Origin of the sequence: Trinickia sp. LjRoot230 (genome assembly GCF_964253315.1) — a bacterium.
GTDB lineage: Bacteria > Pseudomonadota > Gammaproteobacteria > Burkholderiales > Burkholderiaceae > Trinickia.
Map to the genome: position 1 here is coordinate 1,348,226 of NZ_CAXUQX020000001.1, position 21,769 is coordinate 1,369,994.

General features: G+C 61.1%; 19 protein-coding genes. 10 read left to right on the plus strand and 9 right to left on the minus strand.

Annotated features, from left to right (window positions below; all coding sequences use genetic code 11):
- The first annotated feature begins 35 nt into the window (after positions 1–35).
- The 5 genes from ACSQ20_RS06330 to ACSQ20_RS06350 all read left to right on the plus strand — a co-directional run bounded on the left by ACSQ20_RS06330 (position 36) and on the right by ACSQ20_RS06350 (position 6,469).
- Positions 36–1,193: an ABC transporter ATP-binding protein gene (locus ACSQ20_RS06330; protein WP_436018310.1), complete on the plus strand. Its 1,158-nt coding sequence runs from the start codon at positions 36–38 to the stop codon at positions 1,191–1,193.
- 11 nt (positions 1,194–1,204) lie between these two features.
- The gene (locus ACSQ20_RS06335) at positions 1,205–3,190 is read left to right on the plus strand and encodes a beta-galactosidase (protein WP_436018311.1); all 1,986 of its coding nucleotides are present in this window, start codon (positions 1,205–1,207) and stop codon (positions 3,188–3,190) included.
- Positions 3,191–3,266: 76 nt separating this feature from the next.
- Positions 3,267–4,541 carry an ABC transporter substrate-binding protein gene (locus ACSQ20_RS06340; RefSeq protein ID WP_436018312.1) on the plus strand — a complete coding sequence of 425 codons (1,275 nt, stop codon included), beginning with the start codon at positions 3,267–3,269 and terminating at the stop codon, positions 4,539–4,541.
- A gap of 75 nt (positions 4,542–4,616) precedes the next feature.
- Positions 4,617–5,597, plus strand: a complete 981-nt coding sequence (locus ACSQ20_RS06345) for a carbohydrate ABC transporter permease (RefSeq protein ID WP_436018313.1) — start codon at positions 4,617–4,619, stop codon at positions 5,595–5,597.
- 20 nt (positions 5,598–5,617) lie between these two features.
- Positions 5,618–6,469: a carbohydrate ABC transporter permease gene (locus ACSQ20_RS06350; RefSeq protein WP_436018314.1), complete on the plus strand. Its 852-nt coding sequence runs from the start codon at positions 5,618–5,620 to the stop codon at positions 6,467–6,469.
- Between the two features lie 32 nt (positions 6,470–6,501).
- Here ACSQ20_RS06350 and tssF read toward each other — a convergent pair whose 3' ends face one another.
- From tssF to ACSQ20_RS06375, 5 genes are all read right to left on the minus strand, one after another.
- Positions 6,502–8,325: a type VI secretion system baseplate subunit TssF gene (gene tssF, locus ACSQ20_RS06355; protein ID WP_436018315.1), complete on the minus strand. Its 1,824-nt coding sequence runs from the start codon at positions 8,323–8,325 to the stop codon at positions 6,502–6,504.
- A 49-nt stretch (positions 8,326–8,374) separates the two neighbouring features.
- Positions 8,375–10,327, minus strand: a complete 1,953-nt coding sequence (locus ACSQ20_RS06360; protein WP_436018316.1) for a putative bifunctional diguanylate cyclase/phosphodiesterase — start codon at positions 10,325–10,327, stop codon at positions 8,375–8,377.
- Positions 10,324–10,848, minus strand: a complete 525-nt coding sequence (locus ACSQ20_RS06365) for a YfiR family protein (RefSeq protein ID WP_436018317.1) — start codon at positions 10,846–10,848, stop codon at positions 10,324–10,326. The genes ACSQ20_RS06360 and ACSQ20_RS06365 overlap by 4 nt, the downstream gene beginning before the upstream one ends.
- A gap of 10 nt (positions 10,849–10,858) precedes the next feature.
- A complete protein-coding gene (locus ACSQ20_RS06370; RefSeq protein WP_436018318.1) occupies positions 10,859–12,826 on the minus strand; it encodes a TonB-dependent receptor plug domain-containing protein in 1,968 nt (655 codons plus the stop codon).
- Between the two features lie 351 nt (positions 12,827–13,177).
- Positions 13,178–14,098 (minus strand): autoinducer binding domain-containing protein, encoded by a 921-nt coding sequence (locus ACSQ20_RS06375; protein ID WP_436018319.1) that lies wholly within the window; start codon positions 14,096–14,098, stop codon positions 13,178–13,180.
- A 127-nt stretch (positions 14,099–14,225) separates the two neighbouring features.
- On the opposite strand from ACSQ20_RS06375, the gene ACSQ20_RS06380 reads away from it, so the two are divergent.
- Positions 14,226–15,017, plus strand: coding sequence for a LuxR C-terminal-related transcriptional regulator (locus ACSQ20_RS06380; RefSeq protein ID WP_436022947.1), 792 nt, complete (start codon positions 14,226–14,228; stop codon positions 15,015–15,017).
- A 28-nt stretch (positions 15,018–15,045) separates the two neighbouring features.
- Here the strand turns inward: ACSQ20_RS06380 and ACSQ20_RS06385 are convergent, their stop codons facing one another.
- Entirely contained in the window at positions 15,046–15,948 is a 903-nt protein-coding gene (locus ACSQ20_RS06385; protein WP_436018320.1) for a helix-turn-helix transcriptional regulator, read from the minus strand.
- Between the two features lie 636 nt (positions 15,949–16,584).
- Between ACSQ20_RS06385 and ltrA the strand changes: the two genes are divergently transcribed.
- Positions 16,585–18,117, plus strand: coding sequence for a group II intron reverse transcriptase/maturase (gene ltrA / locus ACSQ20_RS06390; protein ID WP_436018321.1), 1,533 nt, complete (start codon positions 16,585–16,587; stop codon positions 18,115–18,117).
- A 40-nt stretch (positions 18,118–18,157) separates the two neighbouring features.
- Here ltrA and ACSQ20_RS06395 read toward each other — a convergent pair whose 3' ends face one another.
- On the minus strand, positions 18,158–19,066 hold the full coding sequence (locus ACSQ20_RS06395; protein ID WP_436018322.1) for a dTDP-4-dehydrorhamnose reductase family protein: 909 nt from the start codon (positions 19,064–19,066) through the stop codon (positions 18,158–18,160).
- A 7-nt stretch (positions 19,067–19,073) separates the two neighbouring features.
- A complete protein-coding gene (locus tag ACSQ20_RS06400) occupies positions 19,074–19,295 on the minus strand; it encodes a heavy-metal-associated domain-containing protein (protein ID WP_436018323.1) in 222 nt (73 codons plus the stop codon).
- 114 nt (positions 19,296–19,409) lie between these two features.
- On the opposite strand from ACSQ20_RS06400, the gene cueR reads away from it, so the two are divergent.
- From cueR to ACSQ20_RS06415, 3 genes are all read left to right on the plus strand, one after another.
- Complete coding sequence (gene cueR, locus ACSQ20_RS06405; protein WP_436018324.1) at positions 19,410–19,832, plus strand: Cu(I)-responsive transcriptional regulator; 423 nt, start codon at positions 19,410–19,412, stop codon at positions 19,830–19,832.
- A 211-nt stretch (positions 19,833–20,043) separates the two neighbouring features.
- A complete protein-coding gene (locus ACSQ20_RS06410; protein WP_436018325.1) occupies positions 20,044–20,190 on the plus strand; it encodes a DUF3563 family protein in 147 nt (48 codons plus the stop codon).
- A 226-nt stretch (positions 20,191–20,416) separates the two neighbouring features.
- Positions 20,417–20,764 (plus strand): hypothetical protein, encoded by a 348-nt coding sequence (locus tag ACSQ20_RS06415; RefSeq protein ID WP_436018326.1) that lies wholly within the window; start codon positions 20,417–20,419, stop codon positions 20,762–20,764.
- A gap of 10 nt (positions 20,765–20,774) precedes the next feature.
- Here ACSQ20_RS06415 and ACSQ20_RS06420 read toward each other — a convergent pair whose 3' ends face one another.
- Positions 20,775–21,620: a 23S rRNA (adenine(2030)-N(6))-methyltransferase RlmJ gene (locus tag ACSQ20_RS06420; RefSeq protein ID WP_436022949.1), complete on the minus strand. Its 846-nt coding sequence runs from the start codon at positions 21,618–21,620 to the stop codon at positions 20,775–20,777.
- Positions 21,621–21,769: the final 149 nt, after the last annotated feature.

A 21,769-nucleotide genomic window follows, 5' to 3' on the forward strand; every position in this document is an offset into this window, starting at 1 on the left:
CCGACTTCGACCGATTAAAGCACGGAGTCGACGGCATGGCGAGCATTACGTTGAAGGGCATCGAGAAGGCGTATGGCGACGCGGCACCTGTCATTCGCGACGTCGATCTCGACATCGGCACAAACGAGTTCTGCGTATTTCTCGGGCCATCCGGCTGCGGCAAATCCACCTTGCTGAGGATGATCGCCGGCCTCGAAGATGTAACGGCGGGTGAAGTGCATATCGGCTCGCGTCTCGTCAACGATGTGCCCGCGGCCGAGCGCGGTGTGGCCATGGTGTTCCAGAGCTATGCGCTGTTCCCGCATATGACCGTGTTCGAAAACATGGCATTCGGTCTCAAGCTCGCCAAGACGCCGAAAGCGGAAATCGTCCGACGCGTGCACGAGGCGGCGCGCATTCTTCAGCTCGAAGCGCTGCTCGAACGGCAGCCGAAGGCGCTTTCGGGTGGCCAGCGTCAACGCGTGGCTATCGGGCGCGCGATCGTGCGCGAACCGGGCGTGTTCTTGTTCGACGAGCCGCTGTCCAACCTCGATGCCACATTGCGCGGACAGACGCGCGTCGAAATTGCACGTTTGCATCGACAGTTTGCGAACGCGAGTGTCGTCTACGTCACGCACGATCAAACCGAGGCAATGACGTTGGCCGACAAGATCGTGCTGCTGCATACCGGCAAGGACACCGAGCGTTACGGCAGCATCGCGCAAGCCGGTGCACCGCTCGAACTCTATTACCGGCCGGCGAGTCGGTTCGTCGCCGGCTTCATCGGCTCGCCGCGCATGAATTTTCTGCCTGCCACGATCGAACACATCGATGCCGACGGCGTTGCCGCGTTGATCGATCAGACGGGCGAGCGCGTGCGGCTGGCGGTGCAAGCGGCTTCGCTGCAAGTCGCTCAGCCGGTGACAGTGGGCGTGCGGCCCGAGCATCTTACTTTGGTGACGCCCGATGTCGAGCGCGGCTCGCTCGGGCTTGTGCTGAACCGCGAGATCGTGCTGACCGAGCGGCTCGGCGAGCAGACGTACGTCCATCTCGATGCGCCAAACGGCGCTGCATTGATCGCCAAAGTCGCCGGCGACGCGAGTGTGAACCGGGGCGAGCGGATCGCCTGCGGCGCATCCGCATCGGCATGCCATCTATTTACGGAGGACGGCTTCGCCGTCGCGCCGCTTCGATCAATCGACCATTACGCGTGAAGGAGAGCGGGATGCATCTTGGCGTTTGCTATTACCCGGAGCATTGGCCGGAGTCGATGTGGGAAGGCGATGCACTGCGCATGAAGGCGCTCGGCATCGAGCGCGTGCGCATTGCCGAATTCGCTTGGAGCCGCATCGAACCGACGCCGGGCGAATTCGATTGGGGCTGGCTCGATCGCGCTATCGACGTGCTCGATCGTTCAGGACTCCGAATCGTCATGTGCACACCGACGGCCACGCCGCCGAAGTGGTTGATCGACCACCACCCGGACATCTTGCCGGTCGGCCCCGACGGGCGTGCGCGCGGCTTCGGCTCGCGCCGCCACTACGATTTCTCCTCGCCCACGTATTTCGAGGCCGCGCAGCGCATTTGCACCGCCGTGGCCAAGCGCTACGGTGCGCATCCTGCCGTCGCGTTCTGGCAAACCGATAACGAGTTCGGTTGTCATCAGACGGTTGTGAGCTATTCGCTGGCGGCATTGGCCCGCTTTCGCGCCTGGCTACGTGCGCGCTACGGCACGATCGATGCACTCAATCGCGCGTGGGGCAACGTTTTTTGGAGCATGGAGTATCGCGGCTTCGAGGAAATCGATGCGCCGGTTGGCACCGTGACCGAAGCGAATCCGTCGCATCGCCTCGACTATCGACGCTTTGCATCGGACGAAGTGGTGCGCTTCAATCGGATGCAGGCGGACATCATTCGCGCGCATTCGCCGGGCCGCCCGATCGCGCACAACTTCATGCAGCTGTTTACCGAGTTCGATCACTACGACGTAGCAGCTGATCTCGATATCGCGACATGGGACAGCTATCCGCTCGGCGCGCTCGAAGAACTGTGGTTCGCACCCGAGGTGAAGGCGCGCTGGCTGCGCACGGGCCATCCCGACTTCGCGTCGTTCAACCATGACGTCTACCGCGGCATGTCGAAGTTGCCGTTTTGGGTGATGGAGCAACAGCCCGGCCCTGTCAATTGGGCGCATTGGAATCCGTCGCCGCTGCCGGGCATGGTGCGGTTATGGAGTTGGGAAGCGTTTGCACATGGCGCGGGCTGCGTGTCGTATTTCCGATGGAGGCAAGCCCCGTTTGCACAAGAGCAAATGCACGCGGGTCTGCATACGCCCGATAACCGGCTCGATCTTGGCGGCACCGAAGCGGGGCAGGTCTCCGACGAGATTCAGACTGTGCTGGCGGCAAAGGCCGATGCCACGGCCGACGTAAAATCATCGGTCGCGCTGGTGTACGACTACCCGGCCAAATGGTTGTTCGAGGTCCACCCGCAAGGCGCGGACTTTCACTATCCTCGCTTCGCGTTCGAATACTATTGCGCGTTGCGCGCGCTTGGCCTCGACGTCGATGTCGTGCCGGCCGACGCGCCGCTCGATGGCTATCGCATGATTGTCGTACCGCCGCTGCCGGTTGTGCCGCACGACTTGCCCGCGCGTCTGGCGAGCTCGGGCGCGCAAGTGGTGCTGGGGCCGCGTACGGGCTCGAAGACGGCGGACTTGCAGATCCCGGCCAACCTGCCGCCCGGGCCATTTGCCGAAAGCTTGTCGCTGCGTGTGTGGCGCGCCGAGTCGTTGCGGCCCAACGTGACTGTTACCGTCAGGTTGTCGGGCGACGAATCGAACGCCGGGCAAGACGGCTACGGGCGCCATTGGCGCGACTTGATCGAACTGCAGCCGGGCGTCGAACATGAGGTGCTTGCCGCGTTCGACGACGGGCACCCTGCCTGTGTGCAACGCGGCGGCCTGCATTACTTTGCCAGCCTCTTCGACGAAGCATTGACCACGCGTCTCATTGCCGAGATCGCCAAGCGGGCGGGCTTGGCGGCGGGGTTGTTGCCCGAAGGTGTGCGAATCAGCCGACGCGGCGGCTTGACTTATGTCTTCAATTACGGCGAACGTGCGCATCTGATCGAAGGGGTTGACCGAGCGGCGTTCGTGATCGGCCAGCCGCAGGTCGAGCCGCAAGGCATATGCGCCTATCGCTCTACTTGACGTGCCGTGCCGTGCCGCGACAGTCCAACGCAATGCAAGCAGTGACGACGATGACCATAACAGCAAGGAGACGTGCATGAAGCATCCCCGGGTTCGCCTTCGTTTCAATTTCCGCGTCGGCGTTGCAGCGGCCATGATCGCGGCCGCGACAACCGCATCATGGTGGGCTAACGATGCACAGGCCGGCACGCTCGATATCAATATCGCGTTCAAGGGCGCGAGTCAGCGGGCTGTCTGGCAATCGACGCTCGACGAGTTCAAGCAGGCGCATCCCGACATCGACGTGAAGGCGGCGTTCGTCGACGAAGAGGCCTATAAGGTGCAGCTGCCCGGCTGGCTGACGACGGTGGCACCCGACATCGTGAACTGGCACGACGGCGAACGGATGGCTTATTACGCGCGACGCGGGCTGCTCGAAGACTTGAGCGGCGATTGGGCGAAAAACGGCTGGGACCAGATGTATGCGTCGACCAAGGAAGCGTCGTCGTACCATGGCAAGCAATATGCCGCGCCCACCGTCTATTACTCCTGGGGCATGTTCTATCGCAAGGACCTGTTCGAAAAGGCAGGCATCGCATCCGAACCCAAGACGTGGCCGGAATTCCTTGATGCTTGCCGCAAGCTGAAAGCGGCCGGTATTGCGCCGATCGCGGTGGGCGGGCGCGATGCATGGACGCTGGCCGGTTGGTTCGATTATCTCGATTTGCGTTTGAATGGCAACGCGTTCCACCAGAAGTTGATGGCGGGCGAGGTGCCCTATACCGATGCACGCGTGAAGAAGGTTTATACGACCTGGCAGCAACTGATCGACGATCATTATTTCATCGACAACGCGTTGTCGTACGATCTCGACGCCGCGCAGCCGTTCCTGTTCCAGGGCAAGGCCGCGATGATGTTGATGGGCACGTTCATCAGTGCGGGATTTCCACCGAACGTGAAGCCGCAGATGAGCTACTTCCAGTTTCCGATCATCGATGCGAAGGTTCCCACTGCCGAGGATGGACCGGTCGAATCGCTTCACATCCCATCGCGGGCGAAGCACAAGGCCGAGGCGCACGCGTTCCTCGCGTTCGTCGAGACGCCGGCAATCGGCGCGAAGCTGGCCGCGGGCTTGGGCTCGTTGTCGGCGAACAGCAAGTCGCCGGAGCCTGAAGATCCGATTTCGAAAATCGGCTTTCAGATCTTGTCGAATACGAAAGGCGGCATTGCGCAGTTTTACGATCGGGACATGACCAAGGAGATGGCTGACGAAGGCATGAAGGGGATGCAGCGCTTCATGTCCGATCCCACGAAGATCGACGAAGTGCTCGCGCAACTCGAGCAAACGCGCAAGCGGATCTACAAGAAGTGAGGTTGCGGCGGCGGCCCGAAAGACCGAAAGGTGACAGGGATAGGGCCGCTGCTGGCCGTGCAACGGAGAATTGTCGTGTCGCAGTCAGCCACTCGAGAGCATTTGCGCGCCGCCGCCGACGGCGCGCACTTCCCGGTACCGGCCACCCCACCACCGGCTCACGGACGCAGGCGGCGGGCCGACGGCCGGCGCAGACCCGCCACGCCTGCCGCGCGACGCCAGCGGCGTGCAGCGTTGCTCTTTCTCGCCCCGGCGTGCGTAATGTTCGGTGTCTACGTGATCTGGCCAATCGCCTCGACGATATGGCTCAGTTTTTTCAACTGGGACGGCATGACCGACAAAGTCTTCGTCGGCCTGGCCAATTACATTGAGCTTTTTCAGGCACCGACTTTCTATACGGCGTTAAAGAACAATTTCATTTGGCTGATGTTGTTTTTGATTGCACCACCGGCCGGCTTGGTGGTCGCGCTTTATTTGAATCAGTCCCTGTCGGGCATGCGCATTGTGAAGTCGCTCTTTTTTGCGCCCTTTGTGCTGTCCGGCGTTGTCGTCGGCCTTGTGTTCTCGTGGTTCTACGACCCGACCTTCGGGTTGCTTGCGATGCTGATCGGACATGGCATTCCGGTATTGGGGGATGCGCGTTATGCAACATTTGGCATTGTGATTGCCGCGCTGTGGGTGCAGACGTCGTACTGCATGATCCTTTACCTGACCGGCCTCACGACCTTGAACGGCGAGCAGCTTGAGGCGGCAAGAATGGAAGGCGCGCGCGGCTGGTCGATGCTCTGGCATATCGTGTTGCCGCAATTGCGGCCCACGACGTTCATGGCTGTCGTGGTGACCGTCATCGGTGCGCTACGCAGCTTTGATCTGATTGCCGTGATGACAGGCGGCGGGCCTTTTGAAAGCTCGACCGTGTTGGCGTATTACATGTATGACCAGGCCATCAAGTATTACCGTCTCGGCTACTCCGCATCGATTGCCGTCGTATTGTTCGCGATCATGCTCGTCTATATCGTTTATCAACTGCGGCGCACGTTGCGGGCCGAACAGTAGGAAGTAGGAGGAGCATCGCCATGTATCCGCTGCCTGTCGATAAATGGAAACCGCTGTCGCGGCGCTTTTACAAAATCTCGATTCCGATTGCGCTCGTCGTGTGGATGTTGCCGATGCTGGCGGTATTGCTGACTTCGGTGCGTTCGACCAACGAGCTCAGTGAAGGCAACTATTGGGGCTGGCCTCGCGATCTTTCGCTGTTGGCCAACTATCGCGAGGCGCTGACGACCTCACCGATGCTCCATTACTTTTGGAACAGCGTGTTGATCACGGTGCCGTCCGTCATCGGTGCGATCGTGCTGGCGTCGATGGCGGGCTTTGCACTTGCGACATATCGCTTTCGCGGCAATGCATTGCTTTTCGCGACGTTCGTCGCAGGCAACTTCGTGCCGGTGCAAGTATTGATGATCCCGGTGCGCGACTTGACATTACGCTTTGGGCTCTTCAATTCCGTCGAAGGACTGGTGCTGTTTCACATTGCGTTTCAAACCGGGTTTTGCACGCTCTTTTTGCGCAACTTCATCAAGCAGTTGCCGTTCGAATTGATCGAAGCCGCGCGCGTCGAGGGGGCGGGGGAGTGGACCGTCTTTTTCCGAATCGTGCTGCCGCTGATTCGGCCGGCCCTTGCCGCGGTGGCCATCCTCGTTTTTACGTTCGTCTGGAACGACTATTTCTGGGCCTTATGCTTGACGCAAGGCGATGAAGCAGCACCTATCACCGTCGGCGTGGCAGCGCTCAAAGGACAGTGGACGACCGCGTGGAACCTTGTTTCCGCAGGGTCGATTTTGGCGGCACTGCCATCGGTCGTGATGTTCTTCACGATGCAGCGGCACTTCGTCGTGGGCCTGACGTTCGGTGCAAGCAAGGGGTAAGTAGTTAGTACAACGAAGCAAACACGCAAAACTCAAAGCAATGGCGTTACGCCTTCGCGCGGCGGGCAACGTCGAATCTCGGCGCCGGTGTTCTTCGAAACGAGCACCACTTGCACGAAGCTGTTTGCCGGCGCGTACGGTGCGAACAAGCGCTCCATCACGGACGCGAACGTATGCAGGCTGCACGCGGCGAATGCGTGTTCGTCGACCGTTATGGCAAGCTCGATGCCGCGTACGAACGCAGGGGAGGGTTCCATTGCGAGCCACTGCATCGTCGTGCGGTAGTCGAGCGAACTGATGCCGTCGATATGCCGCGTCTGCGATGGCGCCAGCACCGTGAATTGCCGGAACAGCTGCTTGAACGCATCGAGCCCGGGTTGACTCAGGTGCAACGCGTGCGGCGTCATATGCGCAATCAAGCGCCACAGCGCGCCGTTGCCGCGCGGCAGGCGCGCGCTTTGCGTCGGCCGTGACAACATCGCCACGTTGCGCCCAAATTCCCCACCGTCGATTTGCAGATCGCCGCCCGGCATGCCGATCGGCAGCGACGCAGGCAGGTCCGCATTGGTGTAGGTCGCGTCGACACCAACCTGGCCGAAGGCGGTAGCAACAGGCGCGCCGTCCAGCCCGACGAACGCGAGCTGCACAGCCGAGCGGCTCGACGGATCGACGTGCCACCGATCACGCCGGGCTACCCAGTATGGTTCCGATGGTTTGGCAGCACCCCCATGCATCAGCGAATGAAGCGGCAGCAGCATCGTCTTGCGCGCCGGCGCCGGTTCTACCGTATAGACGGCGTCGATCGAAAATACTTCGGACTCCGAACCACCTGGCGCAGCGCTGCTCAATGGGTAAGAGCGTGCTTCGGGGTTGATCTTGATCGGCAGCAGCTCGCGCTTGAAAAGATTGACGACGGGCGTACAGAACGGTTGGAATGCATCTGCGCCGATTTTGGCGAGCCGTTGCGCTTGCCAGCCATCCTGATGAACGCCTTGCAGCGCGAGGTGCAACGTGACGCGCTGGCACGGGCCGGCTGCGCGCAGCAATGCTAAGAGGTCGATATCGACGAAGTCGAATTTCTGTGCAAACGCAAAATGCTCCATCAGCAAACGGAACGCGGGGGGCGTATCGTCGAACCCGGCCATCAGCGGGTCCGCATCGTCGAAGCCGACTGCCGTAATCGGCAACTGCTCGAGCCGTTTCCATTTGCCTGAACCGTCCGCTTCCACGAAAGCGGCGCTCGCGCTCAGCAAGAGTGCGTCGGCCAGTGCGGCCGCCGTCTCGCGCGTGCCGTTCAGATAGAGGCGCAACACGCTTGGCGCGGCGGCGTCGAGCCGGGTGGGCGGCTTCGTCGACGCAATCGCAAGCGAGATCAGGCCGCTCGTATCGGTGGGCAGTGTGATGCCGGTCGGTGCGACTGGCGAAGTCATGTAGCCCGCGTGCGCGATGCACAACGGCGCGAGCGTGACGTCATACGCGCTACGAAAACGGCAGTCCGCGGCTTTCGCGACGAGCGTCGTGCCACGCTCGATCGTGACGGGCGCTGTCAGCTTGTCGTGCAGCGCTTGCGCACGAAACTGCGCGATGCAGCAGGAAGGGAACGGACGCAAATACTGCGGATAAAGCACTTCCAGCAGCGCTTCGGTGAAATCCGGGTAATCGTCCTCGAGCTTGACGTCTATCCTGGCTGCCAGCAGCGCGAACGATTGCAGCATTCGCTCGACATGCGGATCTTCCGAATGTTCGCCCGCAATGGCAAGCCGCGCGGCAATCTTCGGATAGCGCGCCGCGAAATCCTGCAAGGAACGGCGCAACAGGGCGAGCTCGCGTTCGTAATGCGGAAGCAGTTCTTCCATGTGCGGAGGGTCGATATAGCCGGTCAAGCGCCTATTATCTGCGATCCGATCAGTAAAGCGAGTCCGACGCCAATCCGGTGCTCGGATCGGGGTCCGGGCCTGCATCTGCACCCGCGTCGGGATGCGCCAATGCATCGCCCAACAGATGCATGAGCTGGTCGAACGACATCGGGCGGCCCGTCAGAAACCCCTGCACGATGTCGCATCCCGCATCGCTGAGCCATGCCAGTTGCGTCGGCTCCTCCACTCCTTCGGCCACCACCGCGATACCGAAGCTGTGCGCCATCGAAATAATGGCCGTGACGATCGGCTGACCCGAATGCGGTAACGGATGAATGAAGCTGCGATCGATCTTGAGGCTATTGACCGGGAACGATTGAAGATACGAGAGCGACGAATAACCTGTGCCGAAGTCGTCGAGTGCGAGCCTCACGCCCAATGCGCGCAAGCGCAGCATCGACTCGACGCCGGTGGACATGTTCGCCATCAATTGACTTTCGGTCAATTCGAGTTCGAGCAGATGCGAGGAAAGGCCGCTTTGCTCGAGTACCGATTGCACGTCGCGATCGAATTCGGATTTCCGCAATTGACATGCCGATACATTGACGGCCACGTAAATGCCCGATCCCGAATGCTCGTTCCAGCGAGCAGCGTCGCGGCATGCGCGTCGCAATACCCACTGCCCGAGCGTGACGATCAGGTCGCTATCTTCGGCAATCGGAATGAATTCGGCGGGCGACACCGCACCATCCGCAGGATGCACCCAGCGAAGGAGCGCCTCGGCACCGATGATCGCGCCGGTGCGGCAATCGAACTGTGGTTGATAGACGAGATCGAGCACATCCGCATCGATGGCCTTGCGCAATTCGGCCTCTAGCCGCGCGCGCCGGCGCGCTGCGATCGTCATGCTCGGGTGGAACTCGACGGCTGTGTGCTTGCCGCGGCTTTTTGCGGCATAAAGGGCGATGTCGGCGCTGCTGACGAGCGAGGCCACATCGGTCGCATCGTCGGGGAACACACTGACCCCCACGCTGGCGGATGCGACGACGCTCGCGCGCGGCAAATTGAAAGGTCGCGCCAACGTGCGTGCAATACGCTCGGCGGCCAACCGTGCTTCCGCTTTCTCTTCGCGTATTTCGATCAACACGGCGAACTCGTCTCCGCCGATTCGGCTCACGACGTCTGTGGTTCGGACCGCCTGACGCAAGGCGCTGGCCACCCGCTTGAGCAACTCGTCGCCCGCGCCGTGCCCAAGCGTGTCGTTGACGGTCTTGAAATCATCGAGATCCACGAGCACGAGCGCCATGCGCGAGTCCGCATGATGCGGGCGATGTAATCGGCGGTCGAGCTCGTCGTAGAATTCGCGCCGGTTCGGCAAGCCCGTGAGCGGATCGGTTGCGGCCAGGTATTCGAGTTCCTTTTCGGCTTGCGCGACGCGCGCACCCATGCGCGAGGTGACGGCGAATGCGAGCCAGATCGCGGCCAGCGATGCGGCGGCCAAAAAGCCCGCGTAGTGCATCAACTGAGCGAGCATGGCGCCGGTCGCCGCGACCAGCACGACAGTGCCGACCGATTTTCCTTTGACCTCGATCGCCGATTCGGCCACGACATCTCTGAGCGACCATGGCCCGGTCTTGACGCGCGCATTGGCGAGTGAACTGTCGGCTCGCTCGGCGTCATCCAACCCGGCTTTGAGGTAGCTCGCAACCATCGCACCGGTGGTCGTATAAATTGTCGCGCTCTCGACGTAAGGCACATTGGTCAGCGAATGCAGCACTTCGCCCGCGGCAGTTTTGTCGTTGAACATGACCGACGCGGCGGAATTGTCCGCGATCATCTCGGCGAGCATATTGGCATCGTCGGTCAACGACGCCCTGAGCGTCGCTGCCTGATAAACGAGCAACACGAGGCTCGCGACCAACAGCGCGACGCCGACGCGAAGCATCTTGATGCGCGCCATTTCCCGCGTCGGGCTCGGTGTTTCGCGCTTCTTGCGTATCACGTGACGCTCCTTGCCAAGCGAAGGAGTTTCGAGCTCAAGCCAAGGTGGCGACGAGAGGCTTCCGTGTTGTCGATATCGAACCGCAACTGGTCGCCTTGGCGAACCAGCATGATCACGTAAGGGCCGGGCGTTGCCTCTTGTGTGCGCACGACGAGCAGCGGCGAGTCCGATGCAAGCGCGGCCTTGACGGGTGGCGTGTATTGCGTGTCGCCGTCGACGACCAGCACGTCGCAGGACGTAAGGTCGATGTTGTTATCGACGATTGGCTGCACGCGCCAGTGGCGCGTCGCCACGGCTCGGCCTTCGAGTTTGGCAAGTGGCGCACTGATTTCGGCTTTCGGGTTCACGCAGACGACCAGCGCGGACGAACGCGCGCGGGCGACGGGCCACTCGGTGAACGCGGTGAAATTGAAGATATACGCGGCTTCGAGCGAGAAAAGGTCGACCTGCGCATGCGCCGTTCCGTGCAGGTTGGCGGCTGCGGCCAGGATGACAGCGCCGGCGGATAGGCTTCGTCTCATGCCTATACCGTCAGAAACTGTAGACGAGTTTGGCGAGGAATGTCCGGCTTTGCTGCTCGATGACATTCTGCGTAAACCCCGGACCGGCTGGATCGGCGTAACGCTTGTCGGTCACGTTGTAGACTGAAAACGAAAGATCGGCATGCGGTATCAGTCGATTGGTGCCAAGCGTCACGTTGCCTAGACAATAGCCGGCTGCGGAAGTGTTTGCTTGCGCAACGCGCGATGACGCACAGCGCAATTCCGCGCCCACGCGCGCATTGTGATGAAAGACCGGCACGAACACATTGAGTTTGCCGAGGTGTCTTGGCGAATCTTGCAGCGCCGCGCCCGTATCGACGTTGCGCGAGGTTTGCCAGGAGTAGCTTGCACGAACCGAAGCGCCGCTCGAGAACTGTTGCTCGTAGGCCAGCTCCACACCATTTGCCTGGACGTGATCGATGTTCTGAAACTGAAAGAGGCCGGCCGCGTCGAGCGTCTCAGTGATCAGGTTGCGTACGTCGTTATGGAACAGCGATACAGTCGCGTGGCCAGAGTTGCCCACCTTCCGATCGTAAATGAACTCGGTCGTCGTGATGTGTTCGGGTTTAAGCGATGCGTTACCTGCTTGCCCGTCGGTGCCTGGATAGGCGTAGTAGAGCTCGTATGCATTCGGCGCGCGATACGAGCGCCCATAGACGAGCTTGAACGTGTCGTTTGGTGTTGCCTTGAAAATCAGTGCGAGACGCGGGCTCACATTCGGACCCGACACGCTTTCCTTATCGAATCGAACGCCTGCATTGAGTGTCAGGCGGCGAGTGAGTTGTATTTCGTCCTCTGCATAGATGCCGAAGAGATTGGCACTGTGATGATCATCGAGTAACGACTGATACGGATCGACGTTGAAGTTGTATTGATCGCGGCTTGCATCGCGGGTGGCGTTCATCCCGATAACGATCTTGTTGCGTGCAATGGCGGTCAACGTCGCATGAACGTCGGCACCGTACCAGATCGCTTTGTCGCCGTCGATGTTCAGTACCGAGCTGAAGTAAGATGGGCTGCGATAGTCGTAGCGCTCCCAGAACACCTCGGACGCAACCTCGAGCCCGTCCGTCACCGCATGGCGATAGCTCGCATTGACGAAGCTATGCGTATCGGTCGTGCTGAACGGCGTGTTGAAGTCGGCGCCGTACGGTGCATCCGGCGCGCCCTTCGTGCGATTGCCGTGGCCTGCACTGAACGTGAAATCGCGGTAGGCGAATTTGCCAAAGAAAGACTGCGCGCGCTCATAGTCGAGCCCTTTGGCAACGCCGTTGTTCTGCTCGGGTGTGTCGAACTCTCGGTAGTAAAGATCCTGGCCACTGCGGACGTACGACGTTGCCGACAGCACGAGGTCGGCACCACTGCTGCCGTGCCAGCCATAGGTCGCGCGCCCTCGTTTCTCGCCGAAGCTGCCCACCGACGTCGCCACTTGCGCGCCGTTGAACGCGGCACCCTTCTTCGTGATGACGTTGATGACACCGAAGAGCGCGTTCGAGCCATACACGGCCGAACCGGGGCCCGGCACGTACTCGATGCGCTCGACGAGATCCAAGTCGAGCGGGAAGTCGCTGCCTATCGGCGCCTGATCGTACACGGCGTCGTTAATGCGCATGCCGTCGATCAGCAGCAAGAAGCGGCTATTGTAGTCGCCCGGCCGGCGAAAACCGCGGGCGCCGAGATAAGCGTAGGTGCGGTCGTTCGACGTATAAAGGCCTGGCAACGAGCCGAGCGCGTCGGCTAGCGTGCGCCATCCGTAGTTGCGGATATCGTCTGCCGTCAAGACGACGACGGCTGCCGGCGCATCCGACACCGGCTGAGCGAAAAGCGAGGCGGTACTGACCACCTTCACTTCCATCAACGCTTCCAGCGGCATCGACGCCAGCGTGTCGGGCGACCAGGTTGAGGGGTCGGGGCCAGATTGCGCAGGCGCGGCTGCACGTGCGTTGGGGCCGATCACAAGCGGCACAACGGTCAAAGCACAACAAAGAAGGTGCGGGACGCGCCCGCGACTGGTTTGTTCCGGATACATGGGGCAGGTTCACAAAGTGGCCACGAGTGGATGCGCGCCAGCCTCTGCTTATCGGCAAGTTCCATGTAGTTCTTGAGAATCGGGGTAATGACGAAGTGCGGTAGGCGTTGCTGATCGGGAGCTTATTGGGGCTATTCCTGCATGATTGCAGCCGTTCACCGCCAGTCACCGGCAATCACTGCGACATCGCGAGATGCTTCGGAGTCCTGAATAATTGCGTGGGCGCGCTGCAGCGCAGCATGATGCGCTGCACTGGTCCACACGGGTAGGGCGTTTTGATCAGATGAGTTCGAGCTTCGAGGTCAGGTAGGTCAACTCGATGCGATTACCGACGCCAAAACGTTTGCGCAGCTTGCGCAAGTGGTAATCGACGTTATGCGCGCTCGTGTCGAGACGGCGGCCGATCTCCTTGTCGGAAGCTCCTTCCGCGATGCCGATCAACAACTCTCGCTCGAAGGGTGTCAAGTCGTCGGCCGCGCGCTCGCGCAACGCGGCGGTTAATTGCGGGGACGCGAATGCGTGCACCGACAACGCAATCGACAACGATTGCTCGACGGTGGCCGGCGTGATCCAGTCACGGTTGCGGCGCGGCGCGGTGAAGCTCATGAACGCATTCAAACGCGTGCCTGGAATAGGCATGGCGAACATGAGCCCGCTGCACATGCCGTCTTCGCGCATAGTGGAGAGAAAACCGTCGAACGCGTGATGGGTTGGCGATTCACCGGCGCTTTCGATGCTTCCCGCGTTTTGCTCACGCAGATGCGGCAGGTCCCACACCATCGGTGCATTGACGCGGCGCACGCCCAGCGTGCGCGGATCAATTTCGTGATAGCCGCGACGTACATAATCGCCACGATAGGTGGGCGGTACGAACGCTTCGTGCAAGAAGAGCCGTTCGATTTGATCGGAGCCGCTTTCGAGCGCGAAATAGGCAAAGGTCGAAAAGCCGACCAAATGCAGCAGACCGTTGACCATTCGATTGCGTTCGGCCGCGTTACGCGCGCTTGCCAAGGACGCAGCGATGCCGAGCGACGGACACGGCCGCTCCGCGGCGCTGACCTGCTTGGGATCGTTGCACCAGACAACTTCGATCGGGCGTTCTTCTTCTTGCTGTTGCGTTAATTCGGACTGCTTACCTTCCGGCGAGCGATATGATGACGCGAACAGCGACGCGTCCTCGCGCAATGCGGCGTGATGCATCGATGAGCCTCCGGTCGAGATTCACGTTACGCGCCACGCAAGGCGGCGAGATGGAGCCACGGTTCGCGCACGTAACATATTGTAATCATAATCAGAAAAAGCGGTCAGCATGAGAGGCGATACCCTGATGACAGATGTGGACGAATTTCCAGCACTTATATGGTTTTCGCAAACGGAAGCGCTTGCATACTTGCACCAAATGGATGCGGCCACCGACATCGAGCGCCCTGGTTCGGAGTTGCTCGCCTGCCACGAACGCATGCGCCAGATGGGTTTTCGCACACTCAATTACGTTGCGTTTGAAACGATCGGCCGAAGGGTCTTGCGTGCGCACGCGATGAGCGAATTGGCCGACGTGTCTTTTTCGCGCCTTTATTGGAAGCACCGGCTGTACGAAAGCGATCCACGGTTTGTCGCTTTACGGCAGAACGGGCTGCCTGCGCGCTGGCAAGCCACGCAGATCGAGGCGCACGCCGAGCACAGTGGCGATCCCCGGGTGCGAATTCTTTCAAATAGCCTTCGATCCCGTTCGATGAACGCGGGGTTGATGTTGAGCCTGCCAGCACCGCGACAGGATTTGCGCGTGGCCGTCAACTTGACGGCCGAAACGCACGAGGTGGGGTGGATCAACGACCGCGTCGTGGGCGGCGCATTGACCATCGCGCTCACTGTGCATCGATTGGTTCAGCCATACGTCGACGAATGCGCGCGGCGCAATCGCGAGATGGTGCTCACCAACGAGCAGGCAGCGGTGCTGCAGCGGCTAGTGAAAGGCCTCTCCGATCAGGAGATCGCGACCGCCATGTCGACTTCGCTGCACAAGGTGAGTTCGCACGTGAAGGCGCTGCAAAAAATGTTCAATGTGGAAAACCGCGCGCAGCTCGTCTACCGTGCTGCGCGCTGGGGATGGAGCGGATGAGAGGCTGCGAACCGGTTTTCGACAACAATCACACTGCTTGCATCCTGCCTGCCAGAAAGGCGAGCTGGCTGCGGTTGCGGGCGCCCAGCTTTTCGCGCAGTTGCCGCAGGTGGTAATCGACGTTGTGCACGGTCGTGTTAAAGCGGGCGGCAATCGCTTTATCGGGCATACCGGCGATGACTGCCGACAGAATGCGTTGCTGCAACTCCGACAAACCATTTGCGCCTTCGCGCCGGCACATTGCCTGGACGTAGGCCGAGCACCGCTGATGAAGCGATAAGCCGAGCCCGATGGCCTGCGCGATCACGCTGTCGGTAATCCATTCGCAGTGTTCGGGCGCACCCGCGAAAACGATCAGTGCCCGCAGCGGCGTTTGCGATATCGGCAAGCTGAATGCGAGCCCGCTCGACAGTCCGTTCGCACGCAACCCGTCGAAATGGCGCCGTAGCGGCTCGTCGACGCCTTCCTTGCGGGAGGCTTGAACGAGCGAGCGGATATCCCAGACATGCAGCCGGCTGGAGTCGAATGCCTGCCGCATCTGCGGGTCGAGCAGAAAGTAGCCGCCTTCCAGCGCTTTCGGCAACAGGTCGCACGACAGGTAATCGCGCAGCAGATAGGCGCGCTCGGGCTGGCCGTAGGCATTCAGTTTGATGGCTGCATAGCCGAGCCCTTTGAAGCCGACGATGTGGAGGATGCCGCGAATCATCCGGATACGTTCTTCGGGTGTGCGCGCAGCGCTCAACTCGGCGGCGAGAAATGTGGTGTCGCCGACCTCCTCGGTTCGGACGAGCGGCGCGAGCGCGGCTTCGTCGATATAGCGCGTCTTACAGCGCGTATGGTGCCAGGGCGCGGGTGCTGCGGCGTTCGACGCGGCGATCGGCGCGAGTAAATGCAGATCTTCGCCCTCTTCCACTAAATCCAGGTAAGACATGCGGAGTTCCTTTTTTGCTGGCACGTCGCTTGTGGCATCGAGCCGCACAGCGCGCGGATACGCGCGAGCTCAGACGGCTCGCCAACAAGAGACTTGCCATGCTGAATGGAATAATTGTATTGAGCCTGCCTGATACTTAAAGCCCGGCATTTCGTAGTGATTGGCACTGACTGATGAATGAGTTGCCAGAGATCTACGGAATACCGTGGGCGGCACAAACGACTGGTGTGTGCCGCGTACCATGGTTGTGATGATACTGTATTTTTATACAGTGTGCGCCGGGAGACCGGTAGAGATCAAGGGGTGAAAGTCCCCGACATTGCAAGAACTAGCGATTCACGATGTCCCCGAGTCATGCGTGGTCAGCCGCGAGGCGGGCTGCGAAGCGTTGACAGGGGTGCTGATAGGCCAGCCATCGAGCCACGAAATGGATACATTCCCGAGTGCTGACGTACTACTGTATGCGGAAGGCAATACCGCGGGGCGCGCCATCGCAAGCGCCATGCGGACTCGGCGCGGTCTTAGACCCTGGCATGTCAGTACGATCTCTATGCGGGAACCGGGAGATCTCCTATTTGGCCGCGGACGGAGGTGTCGTCGAGCGGTCCGCATCGGGAAGGTGAGGAGCCAAAGCCGATGACGAACGAATGGGAGAAGTCGGACTCGCCCATAGTAGCGAAGAAGCTGGCGAACAAATCCGGGCAACCAGACGCGGAGCCGGCGGAGCGAAGGGGCGGGGCCAAGGGGAACACGGGCTGGTCGCGCATGCGCCGGACGCAGAGCCGGATAAGCGTGTCCCAGAGGCTGGACCGTGTGCGACAAGCCGCAAGGCAAAGGAAGAAGGAGAGGTTCACGGCGTTGTTCCACCTGATCGACTTCGACCTACTGGCGACGGCGTTCTTCTGGCTGAAACGGAAGGCGGCAGCCGGGGTTGATGGCGTGACGTGGCACGACTATGAGCTAGATCTGGATCGAAATCTCGAAGACCTGCATGGCCGACTCCACCGGCAGGCTTATCGGGCGCTGCCCAGTCGCAGGCGGTACATACCGAAAGCGGATGGAAAACAGCGACCGCTGGGCATTGCCGCACTGGAAGACAAAATCGTCCAGCGCGCGCTGGTGGCGGTCCTCAATGCGATCTACGAGACGGACTTCCTGGGCTTCTCATACGGTTTTCGTCCGCGACGCAGCCAGCACGATGCGTTGGATGCACTCGCAACGGGAATCGCTCGCACGAGCGTGAGCTGGATACTGGACGCCGACATCAGCAGGTTCTTCGATACGGTCAACCACGACTGGCTGACCCGATTCGTTGAGCACCGCATAGGCGACCAGCGCGTGATTCGACTGATCCGCAAATGGCTGAAGGCGGGAGCGATGGAAGACGGGGTGATCGAGCCCACCGACGAGGGGACACCGCAAGGGTCTGTCATCTCGCCGCTGCTGGCGAATATCTACCTGCACTACGTCTTCGACCTCTGGGCAAATCAATGGCGTAAGCGCCATGCCGAGGGTAACGTCGTGATCGTCCGATACGCCGACGACGTCGTGATTGGTTTCGATAAACCACATGATGCGAAGCGGTTCAGGCGGGCCATGCAACAGCGACTGGAGCAGTTTGGGCTGTCGGTGCACCCGGAGAAAACCCGGCTGATCGAGTTCGGGCGCTTTGCGGCCCGCAACCGAGCCGGCCGAGGGCTGGGCAAACCCGAGACGTTCAACTTCCTCGGATTCACCCACATCAGCGGCCGTGCTAGAGACGGCAGGTTCATGCTCATGCGCAAAACGCGGAGCGACCGACTCCGCACGGCGCTGAAGGGGATCAAGGATGAGTTGCGGCACAGATGGCACCAGTCGATTCCCGAGCAAGGGGACTGGTTACGCCGCGTGGTCCAAGGGTACTTCAACTACCACGCGGTGCCGACCAACTTCGCTGCGCTGCGGGCCTTGCGCGCACGCGTGATTGACCTCTGGAGGTTGGCGCTACGGCGCCGCAGTCAGAAGGACGACACCACGTGGGCGAAGATGCAACGGCTTGCGAAGCAGTGGATACCCAAGGCTCGCATCCTTCACCCCTGGCCGGTCGTGCGGTTTGACGCCAACTACCCGAGGCAGGAGCCCGGTGCGCGAATCGCGCACGCCGGGATCTGTGCGGGGGGTGTCCAGTAATGGACATTCCTACCGCGACGTTCACGGGTCGCTGCGCATTTTATCGCGCGCCGGAAAAGCGCGCGAGGACTTGTTCAAGGGCCATGTCGAATGGGGTGCGACGACCGATGCCGAGCGCTTCGAGGCGGCTCGAATCGAGATGGCAGTCGCGCGGGCGAGGCGTTGCACCGGCGTCCGTGTTCGAAGCGGTAAGACGCGCGTTGACATCCAGCGCACGCGCAAGCCGGGTGGCGATGTCGAACTTCGTCATCGGTTCGTCGCCCGACCATTGCGCGAGCCCGCACACCGCGTTGCCGCTGGCTGTGCGTTCGAGCAACTGGCGGATCACATGAGCGACATCATCGGTGAACGTCGGATATCGCGTCGCCCAGGCATCCATTAACACGGGCGCGGCGCCGGGCGCCGCCGACGCCAGCACAGCCGGCACGAGGCTAGTCACAGCGGATTCCTGCCAGTCGGTGATATGGCCGAACAGCAGCGGCAGACGAAGGACGCAGCCGAAATTGGTGGTGTCGGCGAGCGCCTTTTCGCCTTCGAGCTTACTGCGGCCGTAAGCGTTGATCGGGCAGGGCGCGTCATCCTCGCGGTAAGGCGCGCGCGTGCCGTCGAACACGTAGTCGGTCGAGATCGACAAAATCCACGCGCCGCGGCGGCGTGCTGCCGCGGCAGTGGCGCTCACGGCGTCGACGTTGAGTTGGCGTGCCAGCTCAGGATGGCGTTCGCATACATCTGGCCGGCGTTCTGCAGCCGCAATGACAATTGCATCGGGCGCGTGGCAATCGACGAAAGCATCGATAGCCGCGACGTCACGGATGTCGAGGGCCACCGTTTTAGCGTTGGCTCGGCGGTGCGCCGTGCCGACGACGCGCCAGCCGGCGTAGCCGCTTATCGCTTCGACGACGGCTCTTCCAACAAGGCCCGACGCCCCTATAACCGCAACTGTAAACATCGGCGCGTCAATCCCGGCTGGCCGGGCTCGTCGCGGTCTGCTTCACCGTATACCCGGCCTCAGCAATAGCGGCTTCGAATGGCTCTGCGCGGCCGTTTGACGCCACGCGTACTCGGCCGCTTGGTAGGTCGACCTCGATGCGAGCTGCGCTGGCGACACGTTGGACAGCCTGCGTGATCGCGGCGACGCAGTGTTGGCACGTCATGCCTTCTACTTGAAACTCGATCATTTGAAGTCCTTGTTACGTGATACAGGGTGATGGTGCCGATAAGCGTATACCTTGCCATCGTGGGAAGGTATACGCTCATATTCTTTTCAAATTTCAGTTCGAGCAAGGCGACTCATGAACATTGGCGAAGCCGCGCGTGCGTCCGGTATGACGGCAAAGATGATCCGCTATTACGAAAGCGTGGGTTTGCTGGTGCCAAAGGCGCGCAGCGACGCGGGCTATCGCATCTACGGCGCCGCCGAAGTGCATACGTTGCGTTTTATTCGCCAGGCGCGGCGCCTGGGCTTTCTCGTCGAGGACATTCGCAAGCTGCTCGCGCTGTGGCAAGACCGGTCGCGCGCGAGCGCCGAAGTCAAACGCATCGCGCTGGAACACGTTGCCGAACTTGAGCGACGCATCGGGGAGCTTACGGAGATGCGCGATACGCTCGCGCATCTCGCACGTAATTGCCATGGCGACGCCCGGCCCGAATGTCCGATTCTCGATCAGTTGACGCAGGTTGATCAACGCGAAAAGCCGGCACCGATGGCTTCCTGACGCCGTGAAGGGGCAGCGGGCAGCGCACCAACCTGGTGCTTATGCGCCGATCGAACGCGCGCGACGCTGCACCATTCCAAAGCGGAATGCACGGCATTCGAGCATTTCACTGGCAAGTTTTGGGCGCGCGACTATAATCCGGGTTAACCCTTTTACGGGATATCCCTGATGCCATGATGGCTCGGGGTTTTCCCGACCCCTGGAGCACCTCATGTTTGCCTACATCCTCGAAAAGATCAGTTTTTGGTTTGAGTCGGCTGAGCGGACCCGCCGCGAAGCGTATCTGGCTTCCTCGTCGGACGTCGTCGATCTCGAACGGCGCCTGCGTGCGCTTGAAAGCAACGGCTACACGTTGTAACGCACCCGACGGTCGTTGCTGCCGAATGCGGCTGCACGATCGCCCGGAAGACGCTGGGTTCGCACCGTCGTTGCACCCTCGGCAAGTGGAGCCTCGCCCGGTAGGGCTTAGGTACGTATCGCGCCCCATTGCGCGATCGCAGTGCCGCTGGCGGGAATGTTGTCGTGGCGTTAAGGTATGAGGGACCGCGCAAATCCAGACTGCGCCGCTTGTGGATTCCTTAGCCATGCGTTCTCTCTGTCGTTTCTACGCTTTCCCGTTCGCGCGCATTGCGGCCGGGCTAGCGCTCTTGTTGTTGGTCCAGGCATTTCCGGCTTTTGCCGAGTCCGACCGCCAGCCGGTCATTCTCGACACACAAACGGGTATCCACGACGGACGCAGCGGGGTTGTCCTGCAAAACGCGCCGCTCGTGAGTCAGCCGATGGTGGCCGCTCAGCCAACCGCGTCGTTGCAAGAGTTTGCGCCCCAGCAGCAGCCGGCCGTTATCGTTGCGCCGTACGTTGAGGTGCCCGGCGGCGCGCCCGCTGCCGTGGCGCGGCCTGTTCTTCGCCCGCGCTTGAATTCCGGCCAATGACGATAAAACCCTAAGACACGCGCGATTCGACCTCGAATTGCGCAGCATCGTCCTGGCCCAATACGTCAGCAAGAAACGGCAGCATCTCTTTCATTGCCGCGACGAGCGTATAAGGCGGATTGAGCACAAACATGCTGCTGCCATAGAGGCCGAAGCCATCTTCGGGCGGGCGACTGACTGTCAGTGTCACGTGCAGCCAGTCGGTGGTTTGCAGGCGCTTCAATTGCTCGGCAAACCGCTGCGACTCCGGTCGAACGACGCGCGGATACCACACCGCATAGACACCTGTGGCGAACCTTTTCAGGCTCTCTTCAAGGCACGTAATTGTGCGCGCATAGTCCCGCTTGTCCTCGAACGACGGGTCGATGAGCACGAGCGCCCGCCGCGGAGCGGGGGGCAATTGCGCCTTGATACCTTCGAAGCCGTCGCCGGCATAGAGCATGGCGCGGCGGCCGGCATCGCGAAAGTTGTGGCGCAGGATGTCGATCTCGGTGGTATGCAACTCGAAGAGTCGCATCCGGTCCTGCGAGCGCATCAACCGCCAAGCGAGGTAGGGCGACCCTGGATAAAAGCGTAGCTGGCCATCGGGATTGAGCGCGCTGACTTCGTCCACGTAATCGGCGAGCGGTGCGGGCAGGTCGCGCCTTTGCCAGAGTTTGCCGATGCCCGTCTCGAACTCAGCTGTCTTCGAAGCGTACCCTTCCGTGAGCGAGTAAACACCGGCGCCAGCGTGCGTATCGATGTACCAGTATGGTTTATCTTTCTGTCCGAGGTAGCGCAGCAGTTGCACGACGACGGCGTGCTTGAGGACATCGGCATGATTGCCGGCATGAAACGCGTGGCGGTAGCTGAGCATGGCGAACGGAAAAAGCAACGAATAAGACAAACGGCGCGCACCGAACGAGCGGAGCGAACCAGCGGCACCAAGCAGCCCGGCCCCCGCCGCCGGCACGCATGAAGCGGAGCATGCCGAGGGCGGGTATTGTACGCCGAGCGCGGTGCGCA

Excerpts from the sequence above, each read along its gene's own strand:
- ACSQ20_RS06330 (WP_436018310.1), top strand. The coding sequence starts at position 36 with ATGGCGAGCATTACGTTGAAGGGCATCGAGAAGGCGTATGGCGACGCG.
- ACSQ20_RS06335 (WP_436018311.1), top strand. The coding sequence starts at position 1,205 with ATGCATCTTGGCGTTTGCTATTACCCGGAGCATTGGCCGGAGTCGATG.
- ACSQ20_RS06340 (WP_436018312.1), top strand. The coding sequence starts at position 3,267 with ATGAAGCATCCCCGGGTTCGCCTTCGTTTCAATTTCCGCGTCGGCGTT.
- ACSQ20_RS06350 (WP_436018314.1), top strand. The coding sequence starts at position 5,618 with ATGTATCCGCTGCCTGTCGATAAATGGAAACCGCTGTCGCGGCGCTTT.
- tssF (WP_436018315.1), bottom strand. The coding sequence starts at position 8,325 with ATGGAAGAACTGCTTCCGCATTACGAACGCGAGCTCGCCCTGTTGCGC.
- ACSQ20_RS06365 (WP_436018317.1), bottom strand. The coding sequence starts at position 10,848 with ATGAGACGAAGCCTATCCGCCGGCGCTGTCATCCTGGCCGCAGCCGCC.
- ACSQ20_RS06375 (WP_436018319.1), bottom strand. The coding sequence starts at position 14,098 with ATGCATCACGCCGCATTGCGCGAGGACGCGTCGCTGTTCGCGTCATCA.
- ACSQ20_RS06380 (WP_436022947.1), top strand. The coding sequence starts at position 14,226 with ATGACAGATGTGGACGAATTTCCAGCACTTATATGGTTTTCGCAAACG.
- ACSQ20_RS06385 (WP_436018320.1), bottom strand. The coding sequence starts at position 15,948 with ATGTCTTACCTGGATTTAGTGGAAGAGGGCGAAGATCTGCATTTACTC.
- ltrA (WP_436018321.1), top strand. The coding sequence starts at position 16,585 with ATGACGAACGAATGGGAGAAGTCGGACTCGCCCATAGTAGCGAAGAAG.
- ACSQ20_RS06395 (WP_436018322.1), bottom strand. The coding sequence starts at position 19,066 with ATGTTTACAGTTGCGGTTATAGGGGCGTCGGGCCTTGTTGGAAGAGCC.
- ACSQ20_RS06400 (WP_436018323.1), bottom strand. The coding sequence starts at position 19,295 with ATGATCGAGTTTCAAGTAGAAGGCATGACGTGCCAACACTGCGTCGCC.
- cueR (WP_436018324.1), top strand. The coding sequence starts at position 19,410 with ATGAACATTGGCGAAGCCGCGCGTGCGTCCGGTATGACGGCAAAGATG.
- ACSQ20_RS06410 (WP_436018325.1), top strand. The coding sequence starts at position 20,044 with ATGTTTGCCTACATCCTCGAAAAGATCAGTTTTTGGTTTGAGTCGGCT.
- ACSQ20_RS06415 (WP_436018326.1), top strand. The coding sequence starts at position 20,417 with ATGCGTTCTCTCTGTCGTTTCTACGCTTTCCCGTTCGCGCGCATTGCG.
- ACSQ20_RS06420 (WP_436022949.1), bottom strand. The coding sequence starts at position 21,620 with ATGCTCAGCTACCGCCACGCGTTTCATGCCGGCAATCATGCCGATGTC.